The organism is Amycolatopsis jiangsuensis (genome assembly GCF_014204865.1).
Classification (GTDB): Bacteria; Actinomycetota; Actinomycetes; order Mycobacteriales; family Pseudonocardiaceae; genus Amycolatopsis; species Amycolatopsis jiangsuensis.
This window is the reverse complement of the sequence record NZ_JACHMG010000001.1, coordinates 5112763-5138097: the sequence shown is the minus strand read 5'-3', so window position 1 is coordinate 5138097 and position 25335 is coordinate 5112763. Positions and strand designations below refer to the sequence as shown.

The following is a 25335-nucleotide window of genomic DNA, read 5'->3' as shown; positions in this document are numbered from 1 at the left end:
AAAGTGGGCCCCGGGACGCACATCCCGGGGCCCACTTCGTGCACTGCTCAGTTCTTCTTCTCGGCAGCCGGCGTGTTCGGTGCCTTGCCGTTGGTCTTCGGCTCGGCGTCCGCGACCGGCTTGGCCGACGGAGCCGGCGGAGCGGGCGGCGTCGCCTTAGGCGGGGCCGGGGCGACCGGCGGCTCCGGCTGACGCGACTTCAGCGCCACCGCGGTGCCGGCGGCGACCGCGGCCAGCCCGACCACCCACGGCCAACGGCGACGCTTGCGCGTGCCCTTCGCCGCGGTCTTGGCCTCGACCAGCGCGGCCCGGAACTCCTTCTTCGCCGCCTTGAAGTCCTTCTTGCCGCGGCGCTTGGACTCACCGGTGGACTTGGCTGCCTTGATCGCGGCCTTCCTGGCCTTGCGGCCGGGCTTCTTCAACTCGGCCACGCGGGCCAGCGCCTCCTTACGCGCCGCGGCGGAGCTCTTTTTCAGCTCCTTGCGGGTCAGCTCCGTCTTCTTCGCCAGCTTCCGCTGCGCGCGACGGCCCCGCTTTCCCAGCTCTTCGGCGCCTGCTGCAGCGGCCTCCGCGCCCGCCTTGCCGGCACTGCTGGCTCGCTTGCGCAGGCCGGCGCCGGACTTGACCGACTCGTCGACCGAATCCACGGCCCGGGTCATGGCCTTCACCTCATCAATCGTTTTGAAACCGCTCTGTTGCCTGTAACCTATCCTGCCCTTTTTCGCCGCGTACCGCTGTGGCTTCCCCGGACGGGGTCATGGCAAACCTGGAGAAAGGACCGTTCACCTGGGGATGTGCGATTGCGCACCGGCCCGGGGCGCCCCCTGAACCCCCCAATTGTGCGAAGGGATGGCACGATGACGGGGTGACTGAAAGCGCCCGTAAGGCCACCCTGCACACCAATCAGGGTGACATCCACCTGAACCTGCTGCCCGACCACGCGCCGAAGACGGTGGCGAACTTCGTGGGGCTGGCGACCGGCTCCAAGGAGTACACCCAGCCGAACGCGCAGGGCGGCAAGACCGGTCCGTTCTACGACGGCTCGATCTTCCACCGGGTCATCGACGGCTTCATGCTCCAGGGCGGTGACCCCACCGGTACCGGCCGCGGCGGCCCCGGCTACAAGTTCGGTGACGAGTTCCACCCGGAGCTGCAGTTCTCCAAGCCGTACCTGCTGGCCATGGCGAACGCCGGGCCGGGCACCAACGGCTCGCAGTTCTTCATCACCGTCGCGCCGACCGCGCACCTGAACTTCAAGCACACCATCTTCGGCGAGGTGGCGGACCAGGAGTCCCGCAACGTCGTCGACGCGATCGGCCGCACCGCGACCGGCCCGGCGGACCGTCCGCTGTCCGACGTGATCATCGAGAAGGTCACCGTCGAGGACTGAGTCCGCGAGGACGTGGTGGGTTTCGGTAGGTTGGGGACATCGTGAACCAACCGCCGAATCCCCCCGCGTACCCGCAGTCCGCCCTGCCCGGGTGCTGGTGGCACCCGAACCGTCCGACCGGTTTGAGCTGTGCGCGCTGCGGGCGCCCGGCCTGCCCGGACTGCCTGCGTGAGGCACCGGTCGGGTTCCAGTGCACCGACTGCGTGCACACCGGCGCCCAGCAGCAGCGGACTCAGCAACGCCAGTACCGCAGTTCGGGACTGGGCTCGCGCACCATCGCCGGCGCCCGCCCGAGCAGCTCGGTGGTGGCCACCGCGACGCTGCTCGCGGTCAACGTCGTCATCTACTTCCTCACCGTGGTCCAGGCGAAGAGCCTGTTCGACAACGGCAACGCCGAGCTGGAACAGCTGGGTGTCCTGGCCACCAGCCCCACCCTCGGCGGTGGCGAATGGTGGCGGATCTTCACCTCGGGCTTCCTGCACTTCGGCCCGATCCACATCGCGGCGAACATGTTCTCGCTGTGGATGATCGGCCGCGCGCTGGAGCAGGTCTTCGGCCGGACGCGGTTCCTCGCCCTGTACTTCGTGTCGATGCTCGGCGCGTCCACGGCGGTCCTGCTGTTCGACGTGCCGAACCGGGCCACGGCCGGCGCCTCCGGGGCGCTGTTCGGCCTGATGGGCTGCTACGCGGTGATCGTGTTCAAGCTCCGGCTGAACCCCACCGGGCTGCTCATCACGCTGGCCATCAACGCCTACATCACGTTCTCGATCCCGGGGATTTCGATCTGGGCGCACGCCGGCGGACTGGTGACCGGCGCGATCGTGGCCGTGGCGGTGCTGTACGCGCCGGAGCGCAACCGGGTCCGCTGGCAGTCCGTCGGGCTGGCGATCATCGTGGTCGCGCTCGTCGGGCTGCTGATCTGGCGGAGCACCCAGATCCCGTCGGTGCAGTGCCAGTTCGCGGTGCTGCAGGGGGCACAGGCCTACTACTGCGGCCGCTGATCCCAGCGGGCCCGCAGCACGTCCAGCACGTCGAGCACGTCGCGGGGGTCCTCGCCGAGGTCGAGCTGCCCGAAGACGAACAGCCGGTCGTCGTGCTCGACTTCCAGGGTGACGCCGTCGCGCCCGAGCCGGCGGGTACTGCGCAGCCGGGTGGTGGTGCCGGGCCAGGGGAGGCGTTGCGCACCGCTGAGCGTGCGGATGAGCAGGCCTCCGGCGTCCGCCGTCAGCCGGGGCCGCACGATGGTCCCGTGCGCGGCGAAGACGCCGGACGCGATCGTGGCGAGACCCAGCAGCACGGCGCCTTTGCCGTCACCGAAGACGCCGTCCGCCACGGCGCCGGCCAGCAGCAGCACGGTCAGGACCCAAGCCACTACCACAACGTTCTGTCGCGGTGCCCACGAGGTGGGGTAGTTATCCACAGGAGTTATCCACAGTGGGGATGAGTCACACCGGTGTGATTCGGTGTCAAGCGGCCGTCCGGAGTAATCCTCAGCGCCACCGCATCGTCATGAGCAGACCGGCGATCATCGCGGCGAAACCGATCGCGAAGTTCCAGTTTCCGAGCTCGCTGAGGAACGAAACCTTGTCGCCCGCGATGTAGTTGACGATGAGCCACAGCAGACCGAGCAGCATGAGGCCGAACATGACGATTTTGTAGAACAGGTTCGACGGGCCCGCGGCCTTCACCTTCACCGGCGTACGGCGATCGGCCGGCGGGGTGTACGCGGTCTTCTTGCGGACCTTGGACTTCGGCATCGTGTTCCTCGCGTGCTCTCGGCTGTTCCGGTGGCGACATCCTGGACGAGGTCCCGCTGTCGGGGTGCGCAACCAGCGCCACGGGGACACGTTAACGTAAACGACGGCTCCGCAGCACTGGGCGGGAGCGGTCGGGGTTTCAGCGACTGTGACATGAGCGCCACCAGGAGTTCCGGGCAGCGGCCGGGGCGGGCGCGGGAGGAGCTTGCGTGACGCCACAGGATCGGCCGGGCGAGGACGACCGCAGACCGCCCGGACCGCCCGGACCAGGAGCCGAAAGACCGGGAGCCCGAAGGCCGGGGGCCGGGGACCCCGGGACCGAAGCCGGTGGTCCAGGGACCGGAAGACCAGGAGCCGGCGGTCCGGGACCCAGGGAATCAGGAGCCGCGGGCTCAGGAGCCGCGGGACGAGGAGCCGGAGGACCGCGCCGCAGGCAGCCTCCACCCGGTGATCGCCGGCAGGGCGATCCCGGACGCCAGGGCACGCCACCTCCGCGAAGAATCGCCGGCAATCCCCGCCCGCCACAGCAGGGGCGCGCACCGCAAGGATCACCCGAACCGCCCAGGCCGATCGACCGGGGTGAGCCCGGTCCGCGCCGCGGCCGGCCCGACCCCGCCCAGCAGGACCGCACGGGCGGCCCCCGTCGCCGCGGTGACGAACCCGGCACGCGTGGCCCGGACGGGAACCGCCGTACCGACGGCGAGCGCCGTGGGGGCGGGCCGAGCCGTCCGGAGGGGGAGCGTCGGGTGCCTCCTGTGGCGGATGAGTCTCGTCGGGACACCGGTCGGCGGCCGGAGGGGGATCCAGCTGTGGCTTCCCGGTCGGAGCGTCCGGCCGGGGGGTCGCGACGGGATACGTCCGCGGGCCGGAGTGGGCGTTCCGCCGCGGGTCCGCCGCGACGTCCGACAGCTGCCCAGGGCGACCGGGGCGAACCGGGTGACCGCGGTGAACAGGGTGACCGCGGTGAACGGGGTGACCGCGGCGAACGAGGCACCGCAGGACCGCGGCGGAGGATGACCGGGCCCGGGGTCGCCGAGCAGCCGACCGAGGTGATCGCCGCGGTCGGGGCCACCGCGGTGGCGGAGAAGCCGGGGCCGGCGCCGTTGGGCAAGGGTGGGCTCGCGATCCGCACGGCCGGCGAGGTGTTCATCACGCTCGGGGTGATCGTGTTGCTGTTCATGGTCTATGAGGTCTGGGTGACCGACCTGTTCTCCGCCGAGAAGCAGTCCGCGGCCAGCGACCAGCTGACCGGCGACTGGGCCAAGGACCGCACGCTGCACCCGGAACTGGTGGACGGCAAGGCGTTCGCGCGGATCCACATCCCGTCGTTCGGGGCGGACTTCAACTTCACCATCCAGGAGGGCACCGGCGAGGACGCGCTCGCCGTCGGGCCCGGCCACTACAAGGGCACCTCGCTGCCGGGGGAACCCGGCAACTTCGCCGTCGCCGGGCATCGGGTGGGTAAGGGCGCGCCGTTCAACGATCTGGACAACCTGAGCTCCTGCGACCGGATCGTGATCGAGACGCAGACCGACTTCTTCATCTACAAAGTGCTGCCCTACGACGACGAGGTCGACGGCTGGAGCGGTGCCAAGGGTGCCGAGCCGGCGTGCAAGGGCGTGTCGACGCTGCGCGATTCGAGCATTTCCGGTGGCGGACCGTACGAGCACACAGTCGGCCGCAAGGTCGTGCTGCCGAGCCAGGGCGACGCGGTGAACCCGGTGCCGTACCAGCCGGCGGACGTGCTGCCGAAGGCGCAGGAGGCCTCGTTGCTCACGCTCACCACCTGTCATCCGAAGTTCTCCGCCAAACAGCGGCTGATCATCACCTCCGTGCTCACCCAGCAGGTGCCGAAGTCGCAGGCCGGGGACTACGACACGCTGCTGGAGAAGATCGGTGGTGCGGCCTGATGTACGGGTGGATCTGGCGGCATCTGCCGGGACCGTTCGCGGCGAAGCTGACCATCGCGGTCGTGCTGCTGCTGGGCATCGTGGCGTTGCTGATGTTCGTGGTGTTCCCGTGGCTGGACCCGCTGCTGCCGTTCAACGACGTGTCGGTGGACAACTGAGGCGGTTCGGCGTCTTCCTGGTCTCCGGGCGGTTTCCCGGTCAGGAAGACGCCGGAGTGCTGCGTCGCACGGTGCTGGCCGCCGAGGCCGCGGAGGCGGCGGGTTTCGACGACGTCTGGCTCGCCGAGCACCACTTCATGCCCTACGGCGTGTGCCCTTCGGCGATCACGTTGGCCGCGCACCTGCTCGGCCGCACCGAACGGATCGACGTGGGCACGGCGGTGAGCGTGCTGTCCACGACGCATCCGGTGGCGCTCGCCGAACAGTGGTCGATGCTCGACGCGGTGTCCGGCGGACGGCTGCGGCTGGGGGTCGGCCGCGGCGGACCCTGGCAGGACCTCGAGGTGTTCGGCACCGGGATCGAACGCTACGAGCGCGGGTACGCCGAGTCGCTCGATCTGCTGCTGGCCGCGGCGACCGGCACGGTTTCCGCGAACGGCGAGCACTTCGCCTTCCGCGAAGTACCGGTGACCCCGGTGCCCGGCGGGAAACCACGGATCGTGGTGGCCTGTGGGAGCGCGGCCTCGGGCTCGGTCCGGCTGGCCGCGGACCGGGGACTGCCGATGCTGCTCGGAATGCACGCGGACGACGACGCGAAGGCCGCGACAGTCGCTGCCTACGGAGGGCCTGGCGGGCACGTGTCGACGGTGCTCTGCCAGGTCGGCGACGACGCGGCGGGCCTGGTGCGGCGGACGTTGCCGGGCTGGCTGGCCGACGGTCTCGGTGCGCACGTGCCGCTGGAAGGGCACCCGAGTCCGTCGCGCGATCCGCGGGAGTACACCGACCTGCTGTGCGAGATGCACCCGGTCGGCCCGGCGGAGGACTGCGTGGCGAAGCTGGAAACGAGCCTCCGGCGCACCGGGGTGTCCCACGTGATCATGTTCGTGGAGGCATCCGGTACGCCGGAGGACACGGTGGCGAACATCGCGCGGATCGGCGCCGAGGTGCTGCCCGCGCTGCGGGCTAGCAGTCCCGCAGCTCCGGGCTCTGGTTGAGCAGCTGCCCGCGCACCGACACGAACGCCCGGTACCTGTCACTGTCCACTTCGGACGTCCGGAAGACGGCGACCCGGTGGCAGTTCTGGAAGGCCAGCTTCACGCCGAAGTGCCGCTCCAGCCCGCCGCGGATGGCGTCGGAGGCCAGCGCTCGCAGCAGCTGCCCGCGGTCCGCCTCGCTCGGCGGCGGGGTCTCGTTGTCCGCGAAACCGTCCACCGCGCCGTCGGCCTCGGCGATGACCCCGGTGATGACCTCCCACGCGTACGGCAGCGATTCCCGTACGCAGGCCACGAACTCCGCGTCGGAGACCTCCCCGCGCTCGGCCTTCTCCAGCAACGCGGGCGATACGTCCAGCGACAAGACAACCTCCATGGTGAGTGGTTCCCTGTCCTGGCTACCGGGCGCCAGGGACGCGAACAAGGGAAAACGAGTTTCATCACCACTTCGGTGGATCACTCCCACCGGAACAGCCGTACCGCCAGCGCCGTACCACCCACCGCGAACGCGGCGAGCACGACGAACTGCAGCGGCCGCACGCCGGCGCCGATCCAGGCGTCCTGCAGCGGTTGCGCGCCGGGCGGGGCGTACGCGCCGATCTCGCGGATCAGCTTCGGCAGCAGCGGCCGCGGCAGGTAGACCCCGCCGAGGAACATGATCGGGAAGAACACGATCATGGCCAGTCCGCTCGCCCCCTTGGTGGTCCGCGCGAGCGAGGCGGCCACCAGGCCGAGCGCGAACACCGACACCAGGCCGAGCAGCACGGTGAGCACGAACGACAGCGGATGCCGGGGCAGCGGCACGTGGAACAGCAGCCGCGCGGCGGCGAGCATCAGGGTGACCCCGGTCAGCGCGACCACGGCGTGCACCAGCACCTGGGCGAGCAGCAGCAGCGCGGGCGACACGGGCGTGGTCGCGAGCCTGCGCAGCACGCCCTGTTCCCGGTAGGTGGCCACGGCCGCCGGGATTCCCTGCAGTCCGAGCATCGCCAGCGCGATCACCACCAGCGACGGGACCCACAGGTCGAGAAAGCGGTAGCCGCCGGTGGCTTCGCTGGGTTCGGACGTCCCGGGAATGAAGCCGACGACGAGCAGCACGACGGTGGGCAGCAGCACGCCGAAGCCGACCCAGACCGGGGTGCGCAGCAGCAGTTTCGCTTCGGTGGTGGCGAGTTTGCCGAAGGTGGTCATCGTGGCGGGTCCCCTCAGTCGCGTCCGGTCAGTGTGACGAACGCGTCATCCAAAGTGGATTTGTCGGTGGTGGCGAGTAGCTCGGCCGGGCTGCCGGTGGCGACGACGCAGCCGGCGTCGAGGATCGCCACGCGGTCGCACAACCGTTGCGCCTCGTCCATGAAGTGCGTGACCAGCACGACGGTCACGCCGGCGTCGCGCACACCCTCGACGAGCTTCCAGGTGTCGCGGCGCGCGTGCGGGTCGAGGCCGGTGGTCAGCTCGTCGAGGATGGCGATCTCGGGATCGCCGACCAGCGCGAGCGCGATGGACAGCCGCTGTTTGAGCCCGCCGGACAGCGTGCCGAAGCCGGCGTCGCGGTGTTCTTCGAGACCGAGCCGGCGCAGCAGGTCCTCGATGTCGGCCGGATGCGGGTAGAACGTCGCGAACAGCTCCAGCGCCTCCCGCACCCGAAGCTTCTCCGGCAACCTCGCGTCCTGCAGCTGCGTGCCGACGCGGCGGCGCAGCTCGGCGGCGTCGCGCGCCGGATCCAGGCCGAGCACGGACACCGTGCCGGAGTCCGGTGTGCGCAGGCCCTGGAGGCATTCGACGGTGGTGGTCTTCCCGGCGCCGTTGGTGCCGAGGATGCCGAAGATCTCGCCGCGCTCGACAGTGAACGAAACGCCGTCGACCACCGTCCGGCCGGCGTAGGCCTTGCGGAGTTCGGTGACTTCGATGCTTGCCATGGAAAACACGCTAGAAACCCGCGACGTCCGGCAGAATGACCCGGAAACCCCAGTTCAGGTGGGATTTCGTTGACCCGGGGGGTGGGGCTGGGCCCACCCCGTTTCGGGGGCTGCGGGCAGTGCCGGGGGCGGGCAGGCGGTCCAGACTCGGACGAGGGAAGGAGGGCCATGGGATCTGTCCGGCGGGCCGGGAAGCTGGCCGGTCTCGCCCTGCTGAGCTGGGGCGACGTCGTACTCGAGCTGGCTGCCTTCGTGCTGCTCTGCGTCGGGATCGTGGTCTTCTACCCCGCGGTCCTCGAAGGGGCTCGCGGCCGGTCGCGGCGCACCCGCGAGCTGGTCGGGCGCTGGACCGGCGAGGAGATCCCGAGTCCGTACCGGCCGGCCCCTGCCGACCCGGAACGCGAGCGGGACGGCTGGTACCGCGACGGCAACCAGCTCTACCGGCGGGACTGGTGGATCCGCTGGAACCGACGTTTCACGTGGATCAAAGACGATCCGGCGACCGGCCGGGAACTCGTCTGGCAGGTGCTGAACCCGGTGGTCGCCCTGTCGTTCGCCGGGTTCTCGCTGGTCGCGGGCCCGGCCGCGCTGCGCGGGTACGCGCGGTGGACGCGGTACTGGCTCGGTCCGCGGCCGGCCCGGCAGCGGACCCGGCGCGTGCGGCGGCCGGAAATGCTCGGGCATCAGTTCGGCCTGTACGCGATCTCGCTCGCGCTCCTGATGACCGCGCTGGTCCAGCTTGTGGTCCTGATCGGCGCGCCGGCGCTGTTCTCCGGCGCGGTGCAGCACGGCCGCACGATCGCGGACACGTTCCGCCGCGAGGCGGAGAACTGGACCGGACTCCGCATCCCACGGCCGTATCTGCCGCCGCCGTCGCCGCCGGTCGTCCGCGCCGACGGCTACTACCAGTACGGCAAGCGGCTTTACGACCAGCCGTGGGTGCCGCTGCGCCGAAGCCGTGCGCAATGGGTGCTGCGGGACCGGGCGACCTGGCGGGACATGGCCGCCGGACTGGTGCTGCCGGTGGTGTCGCCGGTGTTCTGGGTGCCGTCGGCGGTACTGGCGTGCTGGGGGCTGATCGGCATCGCCGCGTTGTGGATCGGCCGGCTTTTCCTCCCGCTGCCGGTCATTTCCGGCTGGTTCGAGATGGCAGGGCTGCCCGCGGTGACCGGCACCTGGCCCGCGGTGGCGATGACGTTCGCAGCGGCGGCCGCGGTGCTCGTCGCGATGCTGCCGGCGCCGTGGCTGCTGCGGCTGCAGGTGCGGTTCGGCCGGCTGCTGCTCGGGCCCACCGAGGCGGCGCTGCTCGCCCAGCGGGTGCGGCGGCTCGACCAGACGCGCACCGAGGTGACCGTCGCGCAGGCCTCCGAGCTGCGGCGGATCGAACGCGACCTGCACGACGGCGTCCAGTCCCGGCTCGTCGCGATGGGGATGAAGCTCGGTGCGGTGGAGGCGTTGATCGACCAGGATCCCGCGGCGGCGAGGCAGCTGGCGGCCGAACTGCGCACTGCTTCCTCGGAGGCGCTCACCGAGCTGCGGTCGCTGGTGCGCGGCATCCATCCGCCGGTGCTGTCCGAACGTGGGCTGACCGACGCCGTGCGGGCAGCGGCGCTCGACAGCCCGTTGAAGGTCGAAGTCACCAGCACGGTGGCGGGCCGGGTGGAGCAGCCGGTGGAGGCGTGCGCGTACTTCGCCGTGTGCGAACTGCTCGGCAACGCGGCGAAGCACGGCGAGGCGCGGCGCGTGCTGATCGCGTTGGACCACCGCGAGGGTCTGCTGAGCATCACGGTGACCGATGACGGGAGGGGCGGAGCGGACGCCGCACGGGGTTCGGGACTTCGCGGAATCGAGCGCAGGCTCGGCGGCTTCGACGGTAGGTTGACCCTCACCAGTCCGCCGGGCGGACCGACCGAGGCGTTCGTGGAGGTGCCGTGTCAGCTCGACCCTCCGCGCACCCCCGAACCGTCATCGCCGAAGACCAGTACCTCCTCCGCGACGGCCTGAGGCACCTGCTCGCCGCGCACGGGTTCGACGTGGTCGCGGCCGTGGCGTCGGGGCCGGAGCTGGCCGTGGCGCTGCGCGAGCACCGTCCCGATGTGTCCATCGTGGACGTCCGGATGCCGCCGACGAACACCGACGAGGGCCTGCAGGTCGCGCTCGCCGCCCGGCGGGAGATGCCCGGTCTGCCGATCCTGGTGCTGTCGCAGCACGTCGAGCAGCTGTATGCACGCGAGCTGCTGGCCGACGGCACGGGTGCGGTCGGCTACCTGCTCAAGGACCGGGTGTTCGACGCGGGCCAGTTCATCGACGCGGTACGGCGGGTCGCCGCCGGCGGCACCGCGATGGATCCCGAAGTGATCGCGAAACTGGTGGCCGGCAACGATTCCGACCCACTGGCCGCGTTGACCCCGCGGGAACGCGAGGTGCTCGGCCTGATGGCCGAAGGCTGTTCCAACGCCGCGATCGCCGTCCGCCTGCACTTCAGCGAGGGCGCGGTCGGCAAGCACACCGCGAACATCTTCGCGAAGCTGGACATCACCGCCTCCGACGACACCAACCGCCGGGTGCTCGCCGTGCTGGCCTACCTCGGCGCCGGCTAGACCCGTTTCCGGGTGCTTCGCCGTTTCGCGGCGACCGGCTTCGCCTCGAACCGGGTGAGGCCGCCGAGGATGGCCTCGCTGCCGGCGAGTCGCTGCAGCAGTGCACGGAAAGCTTCGCTGTCCGCCGGCCCCAGAGGTTCGAGCAGGGCTGTCTCGGCGCTCTGCAAGCGCCGGTGTGCGTCGTACAGGGCGGCCGCGCCCTGCTCGGTCAGCTCGATGCGCCGTGCGCGCCGGTCGGCCGGGTCGGGCTTGCGCTCGACGAGTCCGGCCTCCTCCATGTCGTCGAGCAGGTAGGTCATCACCGTCCGGTCGACGCCGAGGTACTGCGCCAGCGCGACCTGGTTCTTCGGCCCGCCCAGCTGCGCGGTCATCAGCACCTGGTAGCCGCGCGGCCCGGCCGGCAGGTCGGCGAGCAGGTCGTCGGTGAGCTGCCGGTAGCGGCGAACGACGGCGAACAGGGCGCAGCCGAGATCGGTCTCGATGCTCTCGGAGGTGCTCACCAGCACATCGTAACGCGGTAGGTGGCGCGAGCTATGATCTGTTGACACAATAATCTAAAAACAAGATTATCTGAACTGGCGACCACATTGGGAAGGAAGACCGGATGAGCACCCTTTACCGCGTCGACAGCAGCATCCAGGGCGACGTTTCGGTGACCCGGGAGATCACCGACGAGTTCGAGCGGGCCTGGTCCGCCACCGCGCCCGAGGGCGTCGTGAATCGGCGCGACCTCGTCACCACGCCCCTCGCCCCGGCCGTGTGGACCGCGGCGCTGGCCGCCCACGGTGCCGGGGAGCGCACCAAGGAGCAGCAGTCCGCGGCCGATCTCGCCGCAGACCTCGCCGGCGAGATGCTGGCCGCGGACGCGATCGTGATCGGCGCGCCGCTGTACAACTGGGGTCCGTCGCAGCACGTCAAGTGCTGGATCGACATGCTGTGGACCGATCCGCGGTTCGGGCCGCGGACCTATCCGTTGACCGGCAAGCCGGTCGTGCTCGTCGTCTCCCGCGGCGGCGGTGCCTCCGTGGGCGCGCCCCAGGAAGGCTGGGACCACTCCGTGCCCTACCTGCTCCGGACCTTCGGCACCGATGTGTTCGGCGCCGACGTCACGCTCATCGAGACCGAGCTGACGCTGGCCGGTCGCAGCCCGGCGATGGCGCACCTGCAGGACAAGGCCGTCGAACTGCGTGCGCGCAGCCACGAGCTCGCCAGGGAAACCGGTGAGGCACTGGCCAAGCTCGCCGCCTGACTCAGTCCCGCGAGACCCGCACCATCTCCTCGCGCTCCACGACCTTGACCCGTTCGCGGCCGTGGGGTTCGCCGAGGGACTTCTCGTGCGCGTCCAGCTTGCCCCAGCCCGCCCAGGTGGTGAACGGGATGCCGCGGGCGGCGAGGAACTCCAGGATCGCGTCGGGGGAGGCGTGTTTCGGGGCGGCGAGGGTGTCCGCGTCGGCCAGCAGGCTCGCCACCGTCTCGGCGGCGTCGCCCTTCGTGTGGCCGATCAGGCCCACCGGGCCGCGCTTGATCCAGCCGGTCACGTAGACGCCGGGAACCTGGTCCTCGTCGAGGTCCAGCACCCGGCCCGCGTCGTTCGGGATCACGCCGGCCACGTGGTCGAACGGGATCTCCGGCAGGTGCGAGGACAGGTAGCCGACCGCGCGGTACACCGCCTGCACGTCCCAGTCCCGGAACTCGCCGGTGCCGCGGACCGTGCCGTCGCCGGCGTACTCGGTGCGTTCGGTACGCAGGCCGACCACCCGGCCGTCCTCGCCCAGCACCTCGGACGGCGAGTGGAAGAAGTGCAGGTGCAGCCGACGCGGGCGGGAGCCGGGATCGCGGATCGCCCACTCCTGCAGCGTCTTCACCACCATCTCCACCTGCCTCGACCCGCGCAGCTGCGCGACGCTGGCCTCGTCGAACTCCATGTCCTCCGGGTCGACGATCACCTCGACGTTCGGCGAATGGTCCAGCTCCCGCAGTTCCAGCGGGGTGAACTTGGCCTGCGCCGGACCGCGGCGGCCGAACACGTGCACGTCGGTGACCGGGCTGGCCGCCAGTCCGGCGTGGACGTTCGCCGGGATGTCGGTGGGCAGCAGTTCGTCCGCGGTCTTGGCGAGCACGCGGGCGACGTCGAGCGCGACGTTGCCGACGCCGAGGACGGCGACCGAGGTCGCGGTCAGCGGCCAGCTGCGCGGAACGTCGGGATGCCCGTCGTACCAGGAGACGAAGTCGGCAGCGCCGTGGCTGCCGTCCAGGTCGATGCCGGGGATGTCGAGCGCGCGGTCGGCCATCGCGCCGGTGGCGAACACCACCGCGTCGTAGAACTCCCGCAGCTCGTCGAGCTTGATGTCGGTGCCGTAGTCGATGTTGCCCAGCAGCCGGATGTTCGGCCGGTCCAGCACCTTGTGCAGGGCGGTCACGATGCCCTTGATCCGCGGGTGGTCGGGTGCGACGCCGTAGCGGATCAGCCCGAAGGGTGCGGGCATCCGCTCGAACAGGTCGATTTCCACGTCGGCTTCGGACTTGTCCAGCAGGTCCGCGGCGTAGATCCCGGCCGGACCGGCACCCACCACGGCGACACGAAGGATTCGGCTCACCCGTCCCACGGTAAGTTAGGTAAGGCTAACTAACACTGTGATCTGGGCTACGGTCCAGCAGGTGGGAGCCGGTAGGCTGGCCGCATGCGCGTTCTCGTCGTCGACAACTACGACAGCTTCGTCTACAACCTGGTGCAGTACCTGGCGCAGCTCGGCGCCGACTGCACGGTGTGGCGCAACGACGTCGTGGAGCTCGACCGCGTGCCGGAGTTCGACGCGGTGCTCGTCTCGCCCGGTCCCGGCACCCCCGAGCGGGCAGGCCAGAGCATCGAGGTGATCGCGAAGTGCGCCGAGACGCGCACGCCGATGCTCGGCGTCTGCCTCGGTCACCAGGCGCTCGGCGTGCACTTCGGCGCCACCGTTGACCGCGCGCCGGAGCTGCTGCACGGCAAGACGAGCCAGGTACGGCACTCGGGTCTCGGCGTGCTCGCCGGGCTGCCGGAGGAGTTCACCGCGACCCGCTACCACTCGCTGACCGTGCTGCCGGAGACGATCGACGACACGGTTTTCGAGGTCACCGGGCGCACCGAAAGCGGCGTCGTGATGGGCATGCGGCACCGGGAACTGCCGCTGGAGGGAGTGCAGTTCCACCCCGAATCGGTGCTCACCGAAGGCGGTCACCGGATGCTGGCGAACTGGCTGGCCGCGGCCGGGCATCCGGTGCCGGCGAACGTGGTGGACGAACTCGAACGGTCCACCCGTGCGCTGCAGAAGGCCGCCGCTGCGTGAGCCCGCTGCTCCGGCTCAGCGGCGTCGGGAAGCAGTACGGCGGTGGTGAACCGGTGCTCGGGCAGGTCGATCTCACCGTGCCCGCGGGCCGGGTGATCGGAGTCCTCGGCACCAACGGATCGGGCAAGTCCACGCTGCTGCGGATCATGGCGGGGGTGTCCACGCCGTCGCACGGCGTGCTGACGGGCAGTCCGGCCATCGGCTACCTCCCCGACCGGTTTCCCGGTGGCCAGCGCCTGTCCGCGCGGTCCTACCTGCGGCATCTGGCGCGGATCCGCGGCGTGCCGGACCTGTCGGTGATCGACCCGCTGCTGGCCCGGCTCGGGCTGGTCGGCGATCCGGACGCGCAGCTGCGCACGCTGTCGAAGGGCAACGCGCAGAAGGTCGGTCTCGCGCAGGCGGTGCTGGCCGAACCGGCGCTGCTGCTCCTGGACGAACCGTGGTCGGGCCTCGACACCGGCACGCACGCGATCCTCGGCGAACTGGTCGCCGAGACCCGTGAACGCGGCGCGAGCGTGGTGTTCACCGACCACCGTCCGGCGGTCGTCGCGGAGCACGCCGATGACGTGTACCGCCTGGACTCCGGACGGCTCACCAGCGTCGAAGCGCATCCGGAGACCACTCGCATCACGCTGTCGTCCACGTCGCCGGTGGGTCACGACTGGGCGGACGAGCCCGGGGTGCGGACGGTGACCGGCGAGGCGGGCCGTGTCGTGCTGACGGTGGACGCGGCCCGCGCCGACGCGGTGTTGCTGCGGGCGTTGTCCGGCGGCTGGTCGGTGCGGGAGGTGGCGCCGTGCTCGCCGTGAGCCGCTATCACCTGGCGCTGCTGGGGCATTCGCAGCGGTACCTGCCCGCCGTGCTCGCGTACCTGACGTTGTGCGCGATCCTTTACACCGACCCGAGTTCGCCGGTGCTCCCGCTGTTCGGGGTGAGTGCTGGCGGGCTGCTCGTCGTCGGCTGCTGGCTCACCATCGCGGTGCTGGACATCGAGGATCCGGTCCAGCGTCTGATCACCCTGAGCCACGCCCGCGGCCGCGGCGCGACCATCGGCGGTGCGGTACTGGCGGTCCTGGCCTGCGTACTGGTGCTGACGCTGGTGACGGTCGGCTGGTCGGTGGCGCTGACCGGAGAACTGCGCTGGTCGCTCACCGGCACCGGGCTGCTCGCCCACCTGTCGTGCGCGCTGCTCGGTATCGCCATCGGACTGCCGTGTTCGCGGCTGCTCATCGCCCGCATCGGCTGGACTGTCCTGATCGGCGTCCTGGCGCTCGGCGTGGTGCTGCTCGGCAAGTGGGTTCCGCTCGTGCACCCGCTGCTGCAGGCGCTGATGTCCGGAACCTCCTACGCCGGTCCGCTGGCCCTGGCCACCGGCACCGCACTGGCCGGACTCGCCCTCAGCGCCGTCGTGGTCGGACGCGTCTGCGCCGGCCGGGCTTGATCTGCATATTGCACTCGGCAATTTACGGACAGGGGTTCCCGTCCGCCCAGGCGTCGGCTACCCTCGCGCCGTCCGATCCGCCCTCGAGGGGAGAGCCTGTGCCGGCCGGGATTGCCGCGATCACTGTCGACGGGTCCGCGGACGAGGTGCGGCAGCTGGCGTCCTGGCTGGATGCCGAGGACGAGCTGGCCGGGTTCGTACGGCTCGCGGAGATGACCGGACCGGCAGGCGACAGCGTGGTGGTCGTGCTGAGCAGCCGTTCGGTCGGTACGCTCTGCCGTTCCCTCTTCGGCTGGCTGCGCCGGCTGCGCGACGAGCGGCGGGTCTCGCTCACCGTGAAACGCTCCGGCGCGGTCGAGGAACTCGACCTCGACTGCGGTGCCGGCAGCGACGCGGACGAGGTCCTCGCCAGCGTCCGGGCGTTCCTCGAGCAGCGCTGAGTACCACGAGAAAGGGCCCGCACGGCGCGTGCCGTGCGGGCCCTCGTTCGTCTCGGGATCAGCCGCCGCCCGGGAAGAACCCGCCCGGCTGGCTCTGCGACGTCGGGATGATCCCGCCGTCGTCCTCCAGGATCGTCAGCGTGACCGTCTGGGTGTTGCTGATCGTCGTGCCGTCCGACGGGTTCTGCTTGACCACGGTGTTCGGCTGACCGGTGCCGGTGTGCGTGGACTGGATGTTGACCTTGCCCGACCAGCCGCGCTTCTGCAGTTCCTGCACGGCCTGGTCCTGGGTCATCCCGGTCAGATCCGGCATCTGGATCTCCTGCGGACCCTTGGACACGGTCAGCGTCACGTTGCTGCCCGGCGCCAGGCTGCCGCCGTTGGGCTGCTGGCCGATCACCGTGTCCTTCGGCTCGTCCGAATCCTGGTCCTCACGCACCGCCTTGAACCCGGCGTCGGTGATGATCTGCTTCGCCTCGTCGTAGGTCTTGCCGGTGGTGTCCGGCACCTGCTTGAGCGCGACCTGCGAACCGACGGTGATGTTCACCTTCGTGCCCTCGGCGGCCGAGGAGTTCGCGGTCGGATCCTGCGACACGACCTTGCCGACGTCGCTCTGGTCGTCCACCGTCTGCGGGGTCACGTCGCCGAGTTCGAGCTTGCTCGACTCCAGCGCCTGCCTGGCCTCCTCCTGGGACTTGCCCTGCAGGTCCGGCACCTGCACCGAGTTCGGCCGCACCCCGACGGTGAGCGTGACCTGGGTGGTGGTCGACACGGTCGACCCGACCGCCGGGTCGATGTCGAGCACCTTGTCGATCTGGTCCTCGTTGCACGACTGGTCACCGGGATTGGCCGGCGTCACCCCGCACACGACCTTCTTGTTCTCCGCGAACGAGGAGAAGCCCGCGCTCTGCAGCTGCGCCTTCGCCGACACGACCGGCTGGTTCACCACCGACGGGATCTGCGCGGTCTTCTCGGTGTCGCGGAACGCGTTCGACAGCCACAGCACCATCAGCACCACACCGGCCACGAGCACCGCGGCCAGCACCGCGAAGATGGTCCGGCGCCGCCGCTTCGCCCGGGGGTCCTCGTCCGGCTCGTCGGCGTACTCCTCGTAGCGCGGCGGGATCCGGCGGTCGGCGTCCATCACCTGGGTGCGCTCGTCCTCGGACATCACCATCGGCGCGGACGGCCGCTGCCCGGACAGCGTGCGCACCAGGTCCGAGCGCATCTCGGCGGCCGACTGGTACCGGTTCGCCGGGCCCTTGGCCAGCGCCTTGAGCACCACCGCGTCCAGCTCCGGCGACACCGCCGGATTCACCGACGACGGCGGATGCGGATCCTCCCGCACGTGCTGGTAGGCCACCGCGACCGGCGAGTCCCCGGTGAACGGCGGCTCTCCGGTGACCAGTTCGTAGAGCACACAGCCCGCGGCGTAGACGTCGGAACGGGCGTCGACCGACTCGCCGCGGGCCTGCTCCGGCGACAGGTACTGCGCGGTGCCGATCACCGCCGCGGTCTGGGTCATCGCGGACTGGCCGTCGTGCATCGCCCGCGCGATGCCGAAGTCCATCACCTTGACCGCGCCGTTCTTCGTGATCATCACGTTGGCCGGCTTCACGTCCCGGTGCACGATGCCGTGCCGGTGCGAGAAGTCGAGCGCGGCGCTGACGTCGGCCATGACCTCCATGGCACGCTTCTGCGACATCGGACCCTCGGTCTTCACGATGTCGCGCAGCGTCCGGCCCTCGACGTACTCCATCACGATGTAGGGCAGCGGCCCCACGTCGGTGTTGGTCTCGCCGGTGTCGTACACGGCCACGATCGCCGGGTGGTTCAGCGCGGCGGCGTTCTGGGCTTCCCGGCGGAACCGCTCCTGGAACTGGGGGTCCCTGGCGAGGTCCGCACGCAGGACCTTGATCGCGACCTCCCGGCCCAGACGCACGTCGTGTCCGTGGTGGACCTCGGACATACCTCCGTAGCCGAGCGTGTCGCCCAGCTCGTACCGATTGGAGAGCAGTCTGGGTGTGCTCATCTCTGTGTGCCGTTCCATTCCGTCCAGGGTGTGGTCATCATGCCCGCAACGCCGTCGTGCTCGCTCGGTCCGGTCCGGGCCGGGGTCGGTCTGCCTGTCGTCGGTCCGCTCCTGGTGTCCACGCTCCGCGGGGTTCCTCCGTTGCCGGACGCTGCCACCCGCGTGATCACGAACACCGCGGCCGCGAGGACCACGACGACGATCACCGCCAGCAGCACCCACCAGCCCCACTGGCCACGCCTCCGCGGCGGCGTGGGCGGGCCGGCCAACGGCCGGAACGCAGGGTTGGAGCCGGGTCCGATCGGGCCCGCCGCGGCCGGGGGCACTCCCGGCGCGGGCGGGGGAGGTACGGGCGGCGGCACCACGGGTGCCTGCGCCGCCGGGAAACCGGCGCCCACCAGCCCGAACGGTGGCGGCAACCGGTGGCCGGCGCGGACCGCGGCGACCGCGGCGGCGAACTCGCCACCGCTGGCGTACCGCTGCCGCGGATCCTTCACCAGCGTTGCTTCGATCACCGCACGCGGCCCCGGCGGAACGTCCGGCGGCAGCGGCGGCGGCACGTCGCGGATGTGCATCATCGCGACCGTCACGGCGTTCTCGGACAGGAACGGCCGGTGCCCGGCCAGGCACTCGTACCCGCACACCGCGAGCGAGTACACGTCGCTGGCCGGCTCCGCGTCGTGCCCGAGCGCCTGCTCCGGCGCGATGTAGTGCGCGGTGCCCATGACCATGCCAGAGCGCGTGACCGGTGCCGCGTCCGCGGCCTTCGCCACGCCGAAGTCGGTGATCTTCACCTGCCCGGTCGGGGTGACCAGGATGTTGCCCGGTTTCACGTCACGGTGCACCAGACCTCGCTCGTGCGCGGCCTGCAGTGCGTTGCCCGCCTGTTCCAGCAGGTCCAGGGTGTACTCGGCGGTCAGCCGCCCGTGCCGGGCGAGGATGCCCGCCAGCGGATCCCCCTCCACGAACTCCATCACCAGGTAGGCGACGGACAGGTCCTCGTTGACCGTCTCGCCGTAGTCATGCACCGCGGCGATCCCGGCGTGGTTGAGCGACGCGGTCATCCGCGCCTCGGTCCGGAACCGGTGCAGGAACTCCGCGTCGCCGGACAGTTCGGCCTTCAGCACCTTGACCGCGACCACCCGGTCCAACCGGGTGTCGCTCGCCTGCCAGACCTCGCCCATCCCGCCGACGGCGATCCGGTTCGTCAGCTTGTAGCGCTCGGCCAGCAGCTGACCCGAGGACAGCATCGGCTATCCACCCCCGAGGTGGGCGGCGATCGCGGCGCGGCCGATCTCGGCGGCCACCGAGCCACCGGTCGCGGCCAGCCCGCGGTTGCCGCCGTTCTCGACGATGACCGACACCGCGATCTGCGGGTCGTCCGACGGCGCGAACCCGGTGTACCAGGCGTGCGGCGGGGTGTTCTTGGAGTCGGAGCCGTGTTCGGCGGTGCCGGTCTTCGACGCGATCTTCAGCGCCGGGTCCTTGCCGCCGCCCTTGGTGAAGCCCTCCGACGCGATCATCATGTCGGTGAGGATCTTGTCGTTCTCCGCCGACAGCGCGGGCTTGCCGGTCAGCTGCTCCGGATCGACGTCGTCGATGGTGGACAGGTCCGGGGCGAGGATCGACTGCACGAGCTGCGGCTTCATGGCCATGCCGCCGTTGGCGACGGTCGCCGAGAGCAGGCAGTCCTGCAGCGGGGTCAGCCGCACGTCGCGCTGGCCGATGCCGCTCTGGTAGAGCGCGCCCTGCGAGTCGAGCGAACCGACGGTGGACTGCGCCACCTTCAGCGGCACGGTCAGATCGCTCTGCCCGATGCCGAAGTTCGCCGCGGCGGCCTTCATCTTGTCCGCGCCGAGCTGACCGGAGAACGTCGCGAACGGCACGTTGCACGAATGCGCGAGCGCGTCCTTGAACGTGTTGCCGGGGCAGGTTTCGCCGCCGTAGTTCTCCAGCGTCGTGCTGGTGCCCGGCAGCTGCACGTTCGGCGCGGTGCTCACCTGGGTGTCCGGGCCGATCCCGGACTCCAGCGCGGCAGTGGCGGTGACCAGCTTGAACGTCGAACCCGGCGGGTAGTTCTCGCTGATCGCCCGGTTGATCAACGGATTCGCCGGATCGTCGGTGAACTTCTTCCACGCGGTGTTCTGATCGGAACCGTGCGTGGCGAGCGCGTTCGGGTCGTAGGACGGGGTGGACACCATCGCCAGGATCCGCCCGGTCTTCGGCTCCATCGCCACCACGGCGCCGGTGTAGCCGCGCTGGGTCATCAGGTCGTAGGCGGCCTTCTGCACCTTCGGGTCGATGGTCAGCTTCACGTTCCCGCCCCGCGGGTCGCGGCCGGTGACCATGTCCGAGAGCCTGCGGACGAACAGCCGCGGATCCGAACCGTTGAGCACGTCGTCCTCGACCCGTTCCGTGCCGCCCGCCCCGTAGTTGATCGAGTAGTAGCCGGTGACCGGCGCGTACATCGGGCCGTCGGTGTAGGTGCGGGTGAACTTGAACTTGTCGTCGGAGGGCTTCACCCCGGCGAGGATGGTGCCGTCCGGGGCCACGATCTGACCGCGCTGGCGGGAGTACTCGTCGTAGAGCACGCGCTGGTTGCGCGAATCGGTGCGGTAGTCGTCGGCCTTCACCACCTGCACGTAGGTGTCGGTGCCGAGCAGCAGCACGACCATCACGAGCATCGCCATGCCGACCTTGCGCAGCGGCGTGTTCACGTCGTCCTCCCGTTCGTCTCACCGGCGGCGGGCGGGCGCTGCACCATCACGGTGTGTGCCTCGGCGATCGGGGCCTGGCGCTGCTGCGGCTTGGGCCGGGTGGCCGGCTTGCGGGCCGCGTCGGAAATGCGCAGCAGCAGGGCCACCAGAATGTAGTTCGCCAGCAGCGAGGAACCACCCTGGGACAGGAACGGCGCGGTGATCCCGGTCTCCGGGATCAGGGCCGTGACGCCGCCGACGACCACGAAGATCTGCATCACGATGGTGAACGCGAGCCCGCCGCCGAGCAGCTTGCCGAACGTGTCACGCACCGCCAGCGCGCTGCGCATTCCGCGCATCGCGATCAGCAGGTACAGCATCAGCACCGCGGCCAGCCCGACGAAGCCGATCTCCTCGCCGATCGAGGCGGTGATGAAGTCAGTGCTCGCCGCGGGCACGATGTCGGGACGGCCGGCGCCGAGCCCGGTACCGCCGACCCCGCCGGTGCCGAGACCGAACAAACCCTGCGCGAGCTGGTAGGAGCCGCCCAGCTCGTCGTAGCGCGGACCCAGCGGGTTGAGCCAGTTCTCCACGCGCTGCTGCACGTGCGTGAAGAGGTTGTAGGCGATGAGGCAGCCGGCCACGAAGAAGGACAGCCCCACCACGACCCAGATCACGCGCTCGGTCGCGACGTAGAGCATCACCAGGATGATGCTGAAGTAGAGCAGTGAGGTGCCCAGGTCCTTCTCGAGCACCAGGATGCCGATCGAGGCGGCCGCTGCGATCAGGATCGGGCCCAGGTCACGGGCGCGCGGCAGCTCCACCCCGAGGAACTTCTTGCCGGCCACCATGAACAGATCGCGCTTCGACACCAGGAACGAGGCGAAGAAGATCATCAGCAGGATCTTCGCGAACTCACCCGGCTGGATCGAGAAGAACGGCAGCTTCAGCCACACCTTCGCGCCGTTCACCTCGGACAGGCTCGAAGGCAGTACCGCGGGCAGCGCCAGCGCGACGATGCCGATCAGCCCGAAGGTGTAGCCGTAACGGGTCAGCGTGCGGTGGTCGTTGACCACGACCAGCACGACCACGAACAACACCAGCGACACGACGGTGAACAGGACCTGCTTCGTGACCTCCGGGCTGAACTCCTTGCCGGACTGCAGTGCCTTCTCCGCCTTGGCCAGGTCGATCCGGTGGATCATCACCAGGCCGATGCCGTTGAGCAGTGCCACGCACGGCAGCAGCACCGGATCCGCGTACGGCGCCCAGCGGCGCACGGCCAGGTGCGCGGCGCTGAGGATGCCGAGGTAGGCCAGGCCGAGCCACAGGATGGAAAGCGTCAGCTCCTGCTCCTGGTTGGCCTCCACCAGCACCAGCGCGATGGTGACCAGGCCCGCGGCGAACGCGAGCAGCATCAGCTCGGTGTTGCGGCGGTTCGGCAGGTCACGCGGGGGGTTGGTGGCGAACTGAGCGGACACCGGGTCGGCCAGCGGCTGGCCCATCAGCTACCGCCTCCTGTCGTCGGCGTCGTACCCGACGCCGCGCAGTCCCTCCCCGGAGGCTGGTTCGCCGACGACGGCGCGCCGGACGACGGCGGGGCGGCACTGCTGGACGGGGCACCACCCGACGACGGCGGAGCGGACTGCTTGCAGTCCGAAAGCTGCTTGTTCAGCCGCAGGAAGTCGTCGATGTACTTGCGTGCGTCGTCCAGGCTGTCGCGCTTCACGCCGTTGCGCACCAGTGCACGGGCGTCCTCCTGCAGCGCGGGCACCCGCAGCTTGTCGGTGCACAACTGCCCTGGCGGACACGAGCCCTGCTCCAGGGTGTGCAGCTGAACGCCGAGGATGCTGCCGGGGACACCGCGGTAGATCACGACCTCCTCGTCCGGCCCCTCACCCACGTAGTACTGGCTCAGCACGAAGTACCGGGTGGCGATGGCCGCCGCGGCCAGCACCACCAGCACCACCACCGCGCCCACCAGCCAGCGGAACCGCTTCCGCCGCTTGGTCTTCGGGTCCTCCTCGAAAGCCTGCGGCTCCGCCCGCGGCGTGGGCGCGGGCTGGGTCAGCGCGCGGGCCCGGGCGGCCGGGGAATCCCCCTGGTGCAGTTCGTCGCTGCCGTCGCCGGCCGCGCCACCCACGATGGGGGCGTCGTCGCCGAAGTCGACGTCCACCACATCCGCGATGACCACCGTCACGTTGTCCGTGCCGCCGCCCTTGAGGGCCAGCTCGATCATCCGGTCGGCGCAGTCCTGCGGATCCGCGATCTGCACCGCCTCGGCCAGCGTCTCGTCGCTGACCATGCCGGACAGGCCGTCGGAGCAGATCAGGTAGCGATCACCCGCCCGTGCCTCACGCACGGTGAGACTCGGCTCCACCTCGTGCCCGGTGAGCGCCTTGAGCAGCAACGACCGCTGCGGGTGCACCGCCGCCTCCTCGGGCGTGATGCGGCCCTGCTCCAGCAGCTCGTTGACGAAGCTGTCGTCGCGGGTGATCTGCGCGAACTGGCCACCGCGCATCAGATAGGCCCGGGAGTCGCCGACGTGCACCAGGCCGAGCCTGCTGCCGGCGAACAACACCGCGGTGAGCGTGGTGCCCATGCCGTCGAGGTCGGGGTCTTGGCTGACCAGCTCGGCGATCGCCGCGTTGCCGTTCTGCACGGCATCACGGAGCTGGGCGAGCAGGTCATCGCCCGGCTCGTCGTCGTCGAGCGGGGCGAGCGAGGCGATGACGACCTTGCTGGCCACCTCACCGGCAGCGTGCCCGCCCATTCCGTCGGCGAGTGCGAGCAGGCGGGGGCCGGCGTACACGGAGTCCTGGTTGTTCGAACGCACCAGGCCCCGGTCGCTGCGGGCTGCGTAGCGGAGGACGAGAGTCATGGGCGAAGCTCGATCACCGTCTTGCCGATCCGGATGGGGACTCCGAGCGGGACCCGGAGTGGTGCAGTGACCTTAGCCCGGTCGAGGTAGGTCCCGTTCGTCGAACCCAGATCTTCCACGTACCAGTCCTCCCCGCGCAGGGCGATCCGGGCGTGGCGGGTCGACGCGTAGTCGTCGTCGAGGACCAGCGTCGAGTCGTCGGCCCTGCCGATGAGGATCGGCCTGCCGTCGAGTGCGATCCGGGTTCCCGCCAGCGCCCCGTGGGTCACCAGCAGCTGCTGCGGGGCCTTGCTGCCCCGCGGCTTCTTCTCTTTGTTGCGGCGGAAGGACGGCACCTGTACCCGCATGCCGGAGGCCGCGTACAGGTCCGAACGCACGACCCGCAACGCGGCGAACACGAAGAGCCAGAGCAGCACGAGAAAGCCCACTCTGGTGAGTTGAACGACCAGCTCTGGCACTTGTTGTGTCCGCTCCCGCCTCTGCCTGCAAGCCGCGGTGCAACGCGCACCGCGGATCCCCCGCACGACAATTCTGCGGGAACCCCGTGAAGGACCTGCGGTCAGCCCTGGGTTCGGAAGACCAGGGACGAATGACCCACCCGGATGACGTCGCCGTCGGCGAGCTGCCAGGTCTGCACCGGGGTGCCGTTCACGGTGGTGCCGTTGGTCGAGCCGATGTCGGCGAGCGTGGCGCTCTGGCCGTCCCAGGTGATCTCCAGGTGCCGGCGCGAGACCCCGGTGTCGGGCAGCCGGAAGTCGGCGTCCTGGCCGCGGCCCACCACGTTGCCGCCCTGCTTGAGCGAGTAGGTGCGGTTCGAACCGTCGTCGAGCTGCAGGCTCGCCGCCACCGGACGACCGGGAGCCGGCGGCTGGCCGTAACCACCCTGCTGGCCGTACGGGTCCTGCGGAGGCTGGCCGTAGCCGCCCTGGGCGCCGTACTGGTCGTAGCCACCCTGCTGCGGCTGGCCGTAACCCGGGTCGTAGGCGGGCTGGCCACCCGGCGGGGTGCCGTAGCCGCCCTGCCCGTAGCCCTGGTCATACCCCTGCTGGGGCTGGCCGTACTGGTCGTAGCCGCCCTGAGGCTGGCCGTAACCCTGGTCGTAACCACCCTGGCCGCCGTACTGGTCATAGCCCTGCTGGGGCTGCCCGTACTGGTCGTAGCCGCCCTGCGGGGCGCCGTAGCCCTGGTCGTAACCGCCCTGCTGGCCATAACCCTGGTCGTACCCGGGCTGCTGGCCACCCTGCTGTCCGTAGCCGTACTGGCCCTGCTGGCCGTACGGGTCACCCTGGTCGTATTGGCCGTAGCCGGGGGGCTGGCTCATTGCTGGGTCTCCTGCGTTGCTGGGTCGTGCCGACCGTGACGAGCCACCACCCGCGCGGGCGCGGGCGTCGGGATCGACGGACGAGCGGGTCTTGAACTGTCCAGTATGCAGCGCCTCGTTGCGCTCGAGTGATACGACGACGTCACCATAAGTGTCCCAGCCTTGCTCGGCGAGGTGTTCCGCCACGGCTTCCGCGAGAACCCTGGTGACCCGCTGTTCGTCGCCGGCCATGCGTTCGTGGTCAGCCGACCCCAAGGACACGATGTAGTGATTCGGGGCGAGCTGCCGACCGCCTGCCAGCTCACGTACGTTCTCCTCGCCTTCCCGCTCGAGCGCCACCGCCACTTCCTGCGTGACGACACTGCCACCGAACATGCGCGCGAAGGTATTCCCCACCAGGTTCTCGAGGCGTCTGTCGAAACGCTCAACGCGGCCCACCGGGGACTGACCTCCTCACACGTGTGCTTCCGCAGCG

The 25335-nt window shown here is 70.3% G+C and carries 27 protein-coding genes; 12 read left to right on the top strand and 15 right to left on the bottom strand.

Annotated elements, in window-relative coordinates:
- Positions 1-47 precede the first annotated feature (47 nt).
- Complete coding sequence (locus tag BJY18_RS23150) at positions 48-659, bottom strand: hypothetical protein (protein WP_184781950.1); 612 nt, start codon at positions 657-659, stop codon at positions 48-50.
- A 206-nt stretch (positions 660-865) separates the two neighbouring features.
- On the opposite strand from BJY18_RS23150, the gene BJY18_RS23145 reads away from it, so the two are divergent.
- Both BJY18_RS23145 and BJY18_RS23140 read left to right on the top strand, forming a co-directional pair.
- A complete protein-coding gene (locus BJY18_RS23145; protein ID WP_184781949.1) occupies positions 866-1390 on the top strand; it encodes a peptidylprolyl isomerase in 525 nt (174 codons plus the stop codon).
- A 203-nt stretch (positions 1391-1593) separates the two neighbouring features.
- Positions 1594-2391 (top strand): rhomboid family intramembrane serine protease, encoded by a 798-nt coding sequence (locus BJY18_RS23140; protein ID WP_446680350.1) that lies wholly within the window; start codon positions 1594-1596, stop codon positions 2389-2391.
- Here the strand turns inward: BJY18_RS23140 and BJY18_RS23135 are convergent.
- Positions 2376-2768 (bottom strand): PH domain-containing protein, encoded by a 393-nt coding sequence (locus BJY18_RS23135; RefSeq protein WP_184784786.1) that lies wholly within the window; start codon positions 2766-2768, stop codon positions 2376-2378. The two genes, BJY18_RS23140 and BJY18_RS23135, sit on opposite strands and share 16 nt — an antisense overlap.
- 112 nt (positions 2769-2880) lie before the next feature.
- Complete coding sequence (crgA, locus tag BJY18_RS23130; RefSeq protein ID WP_184781947.1) at positions 2881-3147, bottom strand: cell division protein CrgA; 267 nt, start codon at positions 3145-3147, stop codon at positions 2881-2883.
- 1013 nt (positions 3148-4160) lie between these two features.
- Between crgA and BJY18_RS23125 the strand changes: the two genes are divergently transcribed.
- Genes BJY18_RS23125 through BJY18_RS23115 form a run of 3 tightly spaced genes read left to right on the top strand, consistent with a single transcriptional unit; the run spans position 4161 to position 6210 of the window.
- Positions 4161-5057 (top strand): class E sortase, encoded by an 897-nt coding sequence (locus BJY18_RS23125; protein WP_184781946.1) that lies wholly within the window; start codon positions 4161-4163, stop codon positions 5055-5057.
- Positions 5057-5215 (top strand): hypothetical protein, encoded by a 159-nt coding sequence (locus tag BJY18_RS23120; RefSeq protein WP_184781945.1) that lies wholly within the window; start codon positions 5057-5059, stop codon positions 5213-5215. Before BJY18_RS23125 ends, BJY18_RS23120 begins: the two co-directional genes overlap by 1 nt.
- Entirely contained in the window at positions 5167-6210 is a 1044-nt protein-coding gene (locus BJY18_RS23115; RefSeq protein ID WP_184781944.1) for an LLM class flavin-dependent oxidoreductase, read from the top strand. The genes BJY18_RS23120 and BJY18_RS23115 overlap by 49 nt, the downstream gene beginning before the upstream one ends.
- On the opposite strand, the gene BJY18_RS23110 is transcribed toward BJY18_RS23115, so the two are convergent.
- The 3 genes from BJY18_RS23110 to BJY18_RS23100 all read right to left on the bottom strand — a co-directional run bounded on the left by BJY18_RS23110 (position 6179) and on the right by BJY18_RS23100 (position 8123).
- Positions 6179-6571 (bottom strand): SCO5389 family protein, encoded by a 393-nt coding sequence (locus BJY18_RS23110; RefSeq protein WP_184784785.1) that lies wholly within the window; start codon positions 6569-6571, stop codon positions 6179-6181. The two genes, BJY18_RS23115 and BJY18_RS23110, sit on opposite strands and share 32 nt — an antisense overlap.
- 92 nt (positions 6572-6663) lie before the next feature.
- Positions 6664-7398 carry an ABC transporter permease gene (locus BJY18_RS23105; RefSeq protein ID WP_184781943.1) on the bottom strand — a complete coding sequence of 245 codons (735 nt, stop codon included), beginning with the start codon at positions 7396-7398 and terminating at the stop codon, positions 6664-6666.
- 14 nt (positions 7399-7412) lie between these two features.
- Positions 7413-8123 carry an ABC transporter ATP-binding protein gene (locus BJY18_RS23100; RefSeq protein WP_184781942.1) on the bottom strand — a complete coding sequence of 237 codons (711 nt, stop codon included), beginning with the start codon at positions 8121-8123 and terminating at the stop codon, positions 7413-7415.
- Positions 8124-8291: 168 nt separating this feature from the next.
- Between BJY18_RS23100 and BJY18_RS23095 the strand changes: the two genes are divergently transcribed.
- The gene (locus BJY18_RS23095) at positions 8292-10127 is read left to right on the top strand and encodes a sensor histidine kinase (RefSeq protein WP_184781941.1); all 1836 of its coding nucleotides are present in this window, start codon (positions 8292-8294) and stop codon (positions 10125-10127) included.
- A complete protein-coding gene (locus tag BJY18_RS23090; RefSeq protein ID WP_221459748.1) occupies positions 10124-10723 on the top strand; it encodes a LuxR C-terminal-related transcriptional regulator in 600 nt (199 codons plus the stop codon). The genes BJY18_RS23095 and BJY18_RS23090 overlap by 4 nt, the downstream gene beginning before the upstream one ends.
- On the opposite strand, the gene BJY18_RS23085 is transcribed toward BJY18_RS23090, so the two are convergent.
- A complete protein-coding gene (locus tag BJY18_RS23085; protein WP_221457914.1) occupies positions 10720-11223 on the bottom strand; it encodes a MarR family winged helix-turn-helix transcriptional regulator in 504 nt (167 codons plus the stop codon). The two genes, BJY18_RS23090 and BJY18_RS23085, sit on opposite strands and share 4 nt — an antisense overlap.
- A 104-nt stretch (positions 11224-11327) precedes the next feature.
- Between BJY18_RS23085 and BJY18_RS23080 the strand changes: the two genes are divergently transcribed.
- On the top strand, positions 11328-11972 hold the full coding sequence (locus BJY18_RS23080) for an FMN-dependent NADH-azoreductase (RefSeq protein WP_184781939.1): 645 nt from the start codon (positions 11328-11330) through the stop codon (positions 11970-11972).
- A gap of 1 nt (position 11973) precedes the next feature.
- Here BJY18_RS23080 and BJY18_RS23075 read toward each other — a convergent pair whose 3' ends face one another.
- Positions 11974-13293 (bottom strand): FAD-dependent oxidoreductase, encoded by a 1320-nt coding sequence (locus BJY18_RS23075; protein WP_184784783.1) that lies wholly within the window; start codon positions 13291-13293, stop codon positions 11974-11976.
- A 111-nt stretch (positions 13294-13404) separates the two neighbouring features.
- On the opposite strand from BJY18_RS23075, the gene BJY18_RS23070 reads away from it, so the two are divergent.
- The 4 genes from BJY18_RS23070 (at position 13405) to BJY18_RS23055 (ending at position 15930) form a co-directional block, all read left to right on the top strand.
- Positions 13405-14049 carry an aminodeoxychorismate/anthranilate synthase component II gene (locus tag BJY18_RS23070; RefSeq protein ID WP_184781938.1) on the top strand — a complete coding sequence of 215 codons (645 nt, stop codon included), beginning with the start codon at positions 13405-13407 and terminating at the stop codon, positions 14047-14049.
- A 5-nt stretch (positions 14050-14054) separates the two neighbouring features.
- Positions 14055-14858: an ATP-binding cassette domain-containing protein gene (locus tag BJY18_RS23065; protein ID WP_184784782.1), complete on the top strand. Its 804-nt coding sequence runs from the start codon at positions 14055-14057 to the stop codon at positions 14856-14858.
- Positions 14846-15490 carry a hypothetical protein gene (locus BJY18_RS23060; RefSeq protein ID WP_184781937.1) on the top strand — a complete coding sequence of 215 codons (645 nt, stop codon included), beginning with the start codon at positions 14846-14848 and terminating at the stop codon, positions 15488-15490. The genes BJY18_RS23065 and BJY18_RS23060 overlap by 13 nt, the downstream gene beginning before the upstream one ends.
- Positions 15491-15588: 98 nt before the next feature.
- Positions 15589-15930 (top strand): effector-associated constant component EACC1, encoded by a 342-nt coding sequence (locus BJY18_RS23055; protein ID WP_184781936.1) that lies wholly within the window; start codon positions 15589-15591, stop codon positions 15928-15930.
- A 58-nt stretch (positions 15931-15988) separates the two neighbouring features.
- On the opposite strand, the gene pknB is transcribed toward BJY18_RS23055, so the two are convergent.
- The 7 genes from pknB to BJY18_RS23020 form a co-directional block, all read right to left on the bottom strand.
- A complete protein-coding gene (gene pknB / locus BJY18_RS23050) occupies positions 15989-17962 on the bottom strand; it encodes a Stk1 family PASTA domain-containing Ser/Thr kinase (protein ID WP_184781935.1) in 1974 nt (657 codons plus the stop codon).
- Positions 17959-19212, bottom strand: coding sequence for a serine/threonine-protein kinase (locus BJY18_RS23045; RefSeq protein WP_184781934.1), 1254 nt, complete (start codon positions 19210-19212; stop codon positions 17959-17961). Before BJY18_RS23045 ends, pknB begins: the two co-directional genes overlap by 4 nt.
- 3 nt (positions 19213-19215) lie before the next feature.
- Positions 19216-20679 (bottom strand): peptidoglycan D,D-transpeptidase FtsI family protein, encoded by a 1464-nt coding sequence (locus BJY18_RS23040; protein ID WP_184781933.1) that lies wholly within the window; start codon positions 20677-20679, stop codon positions 19216-19218.
- The gene (locus BJY18_RS23035; protein ID WP_184781932.1) at positions 20676-22163 is read right to left on the bottom strand and encodes an FtsW/RodA/SpoVE family cell cycle protein; all 1488 of its coding nucleotides are present in this window, start codon (positions 22161-22163) and stop codon (positions 20676-20678) included. The genes BJY18_RS23040 and BJY18_RS23035 overlap by 4 nt, the downstream gene beginning before the upstream one ends.
- Positions 22163-23539 carry a PP2C family protein-serine/threonine phosphatase gene (locus BJY18_RS23030; RefSeq protein WP_184781931.1) on the bottom strand — a complete coding sequence of 459 codons (1377 nt, stop codon included), beginning with the start codon at positions 23537-23539 and terminating at the stop codon, positions 22163-22165. Before BJY18_RS23030 ends, BJY18_RS23035 begins: the two co-directional genes overlap by 1 nt.
- Positions 23536-23997 carry an FHA domain-containing protein FhaB/FipA gene (locus BJY18_RS23025; RefSeq protein WP_184781930.1) on the bottom strand — a complete coding sequence of 154 codons (462 nt, stop codon included), beginning with the start codon at positions 23995-23997 and terminating at the stop codon, positions 23536-23538. Before BJY18_RS23025 ends, BJY18_RS23030 begins: the two co-directional genes overlap by 4 nt.
- 101 nt (positions 23998-24098) lie before the next feature.
- Entirely contained in the window at positions 24099-25298 is a 1200-nt protein-coding gene (locus BJY18_RS23020) for an FHA domain-containing protein (RefSeq protein WP_184781929.1), read from the bottom strand.
- Positions 25299-25335 lie beyond the last annotated feature (37 nt).

Excerpts from the sequence above, each read along its gene's own strand:
- BJY18_RS23150 (WP_184781950.1), bottom strand. The coding sequence starts at position 659 with ATGACCCGGGCCGTGGATTCGGTCGACGAGTCGGTCAAGTCCGGCGCC.
- crgA (WP_184781947.1), bottom strand. The coding sequence starts at position 3,147 with ATGCCGAAGTCCAAGGTCCGCAAGAAGACCGCGTACACCCCGCCGGCC.
- BJY18_RS23125 (WP_184781946.1), top strand. The coding sequence starts at position 4,161 with ATGACCGGGCCCGGGGTCGCCGAGCAGCCGACCGAGGTGATCGCCGCG.
- BJY18_RS23120 (WP_184781945.1), top strand. The coding sequence starts at position 5,057 with ATGTACGGGTGGATCTGGCGGCATCTGCCGGGACCGTTCGCGGCGAAG.
- BJY18_RS23105 (WP_184781943.1), bottom strand. The coding sequence starts at position 7,398 with ATGACCACCTTCGGCAAACTCGCCACCACCGAAGCGAAACTGCTGCTG.
- BJY18_RS23100 (WP_184781942.1), bottom strand. The coding sequence starts at position 8,123 with ATGGCAAGCATCGAAGTCACCGAACTCCGCAAGGCCTACGCCGGCCGG.
- BJY18_RS23095 (WP_184781941.1), top strand. The coding sequence starts at position 8,292 with ATGGGATCTGTCCGGCGGGCCGGGAAGCTGGCCGGTCTCGCCCTGCTG.
- BJY18_RS23080 (WP_184781939.1), top strand. The coding sequence starts at position 11,328 with ATGAGCACCCTTTACCGCGTCGACAGCAGCATCCAGGGCGACGTTTCG.
- BJY18_RS23070 (WP_184781938.1), top strand. The coding sequence starts at position 13,405 with ATGCGCGTTCTCGTCGTCGACAACTACGACAGCTTCGTCTACAACCTG.
- pknB (WP_184781935.1), bottom strand. The coding sequence starts at position 17,962 with ATGAGCACACCCAGACTGCTCTCCAATCGGTACGAGCTGGGCGACACG.
- BJY18_RS23045 (WP_184781934.1), bottom strand. The coding sequence starts at position 19,212 with ATGCTGTCCTCGGGTCAGCTGCTGGCCGAGCGCTACAAGCTGACGAAC.
- BJY18_RS23035 (WP_184781932.1), bottom strand. The coding sequence starts at position 22,163 with ATGGGCCAGCCGCTGGCCGACCCGGTGTCCGCTCAGTTCGCCACCAAC.
- BJY18_RS23030 (WP_184781931.1), bottom strand. The coding sequence starts at position 23,539 with ATGACTCTCGTCCTCCGCTACGCAGCCCGCAGCGACCGGGGCCTGGTG.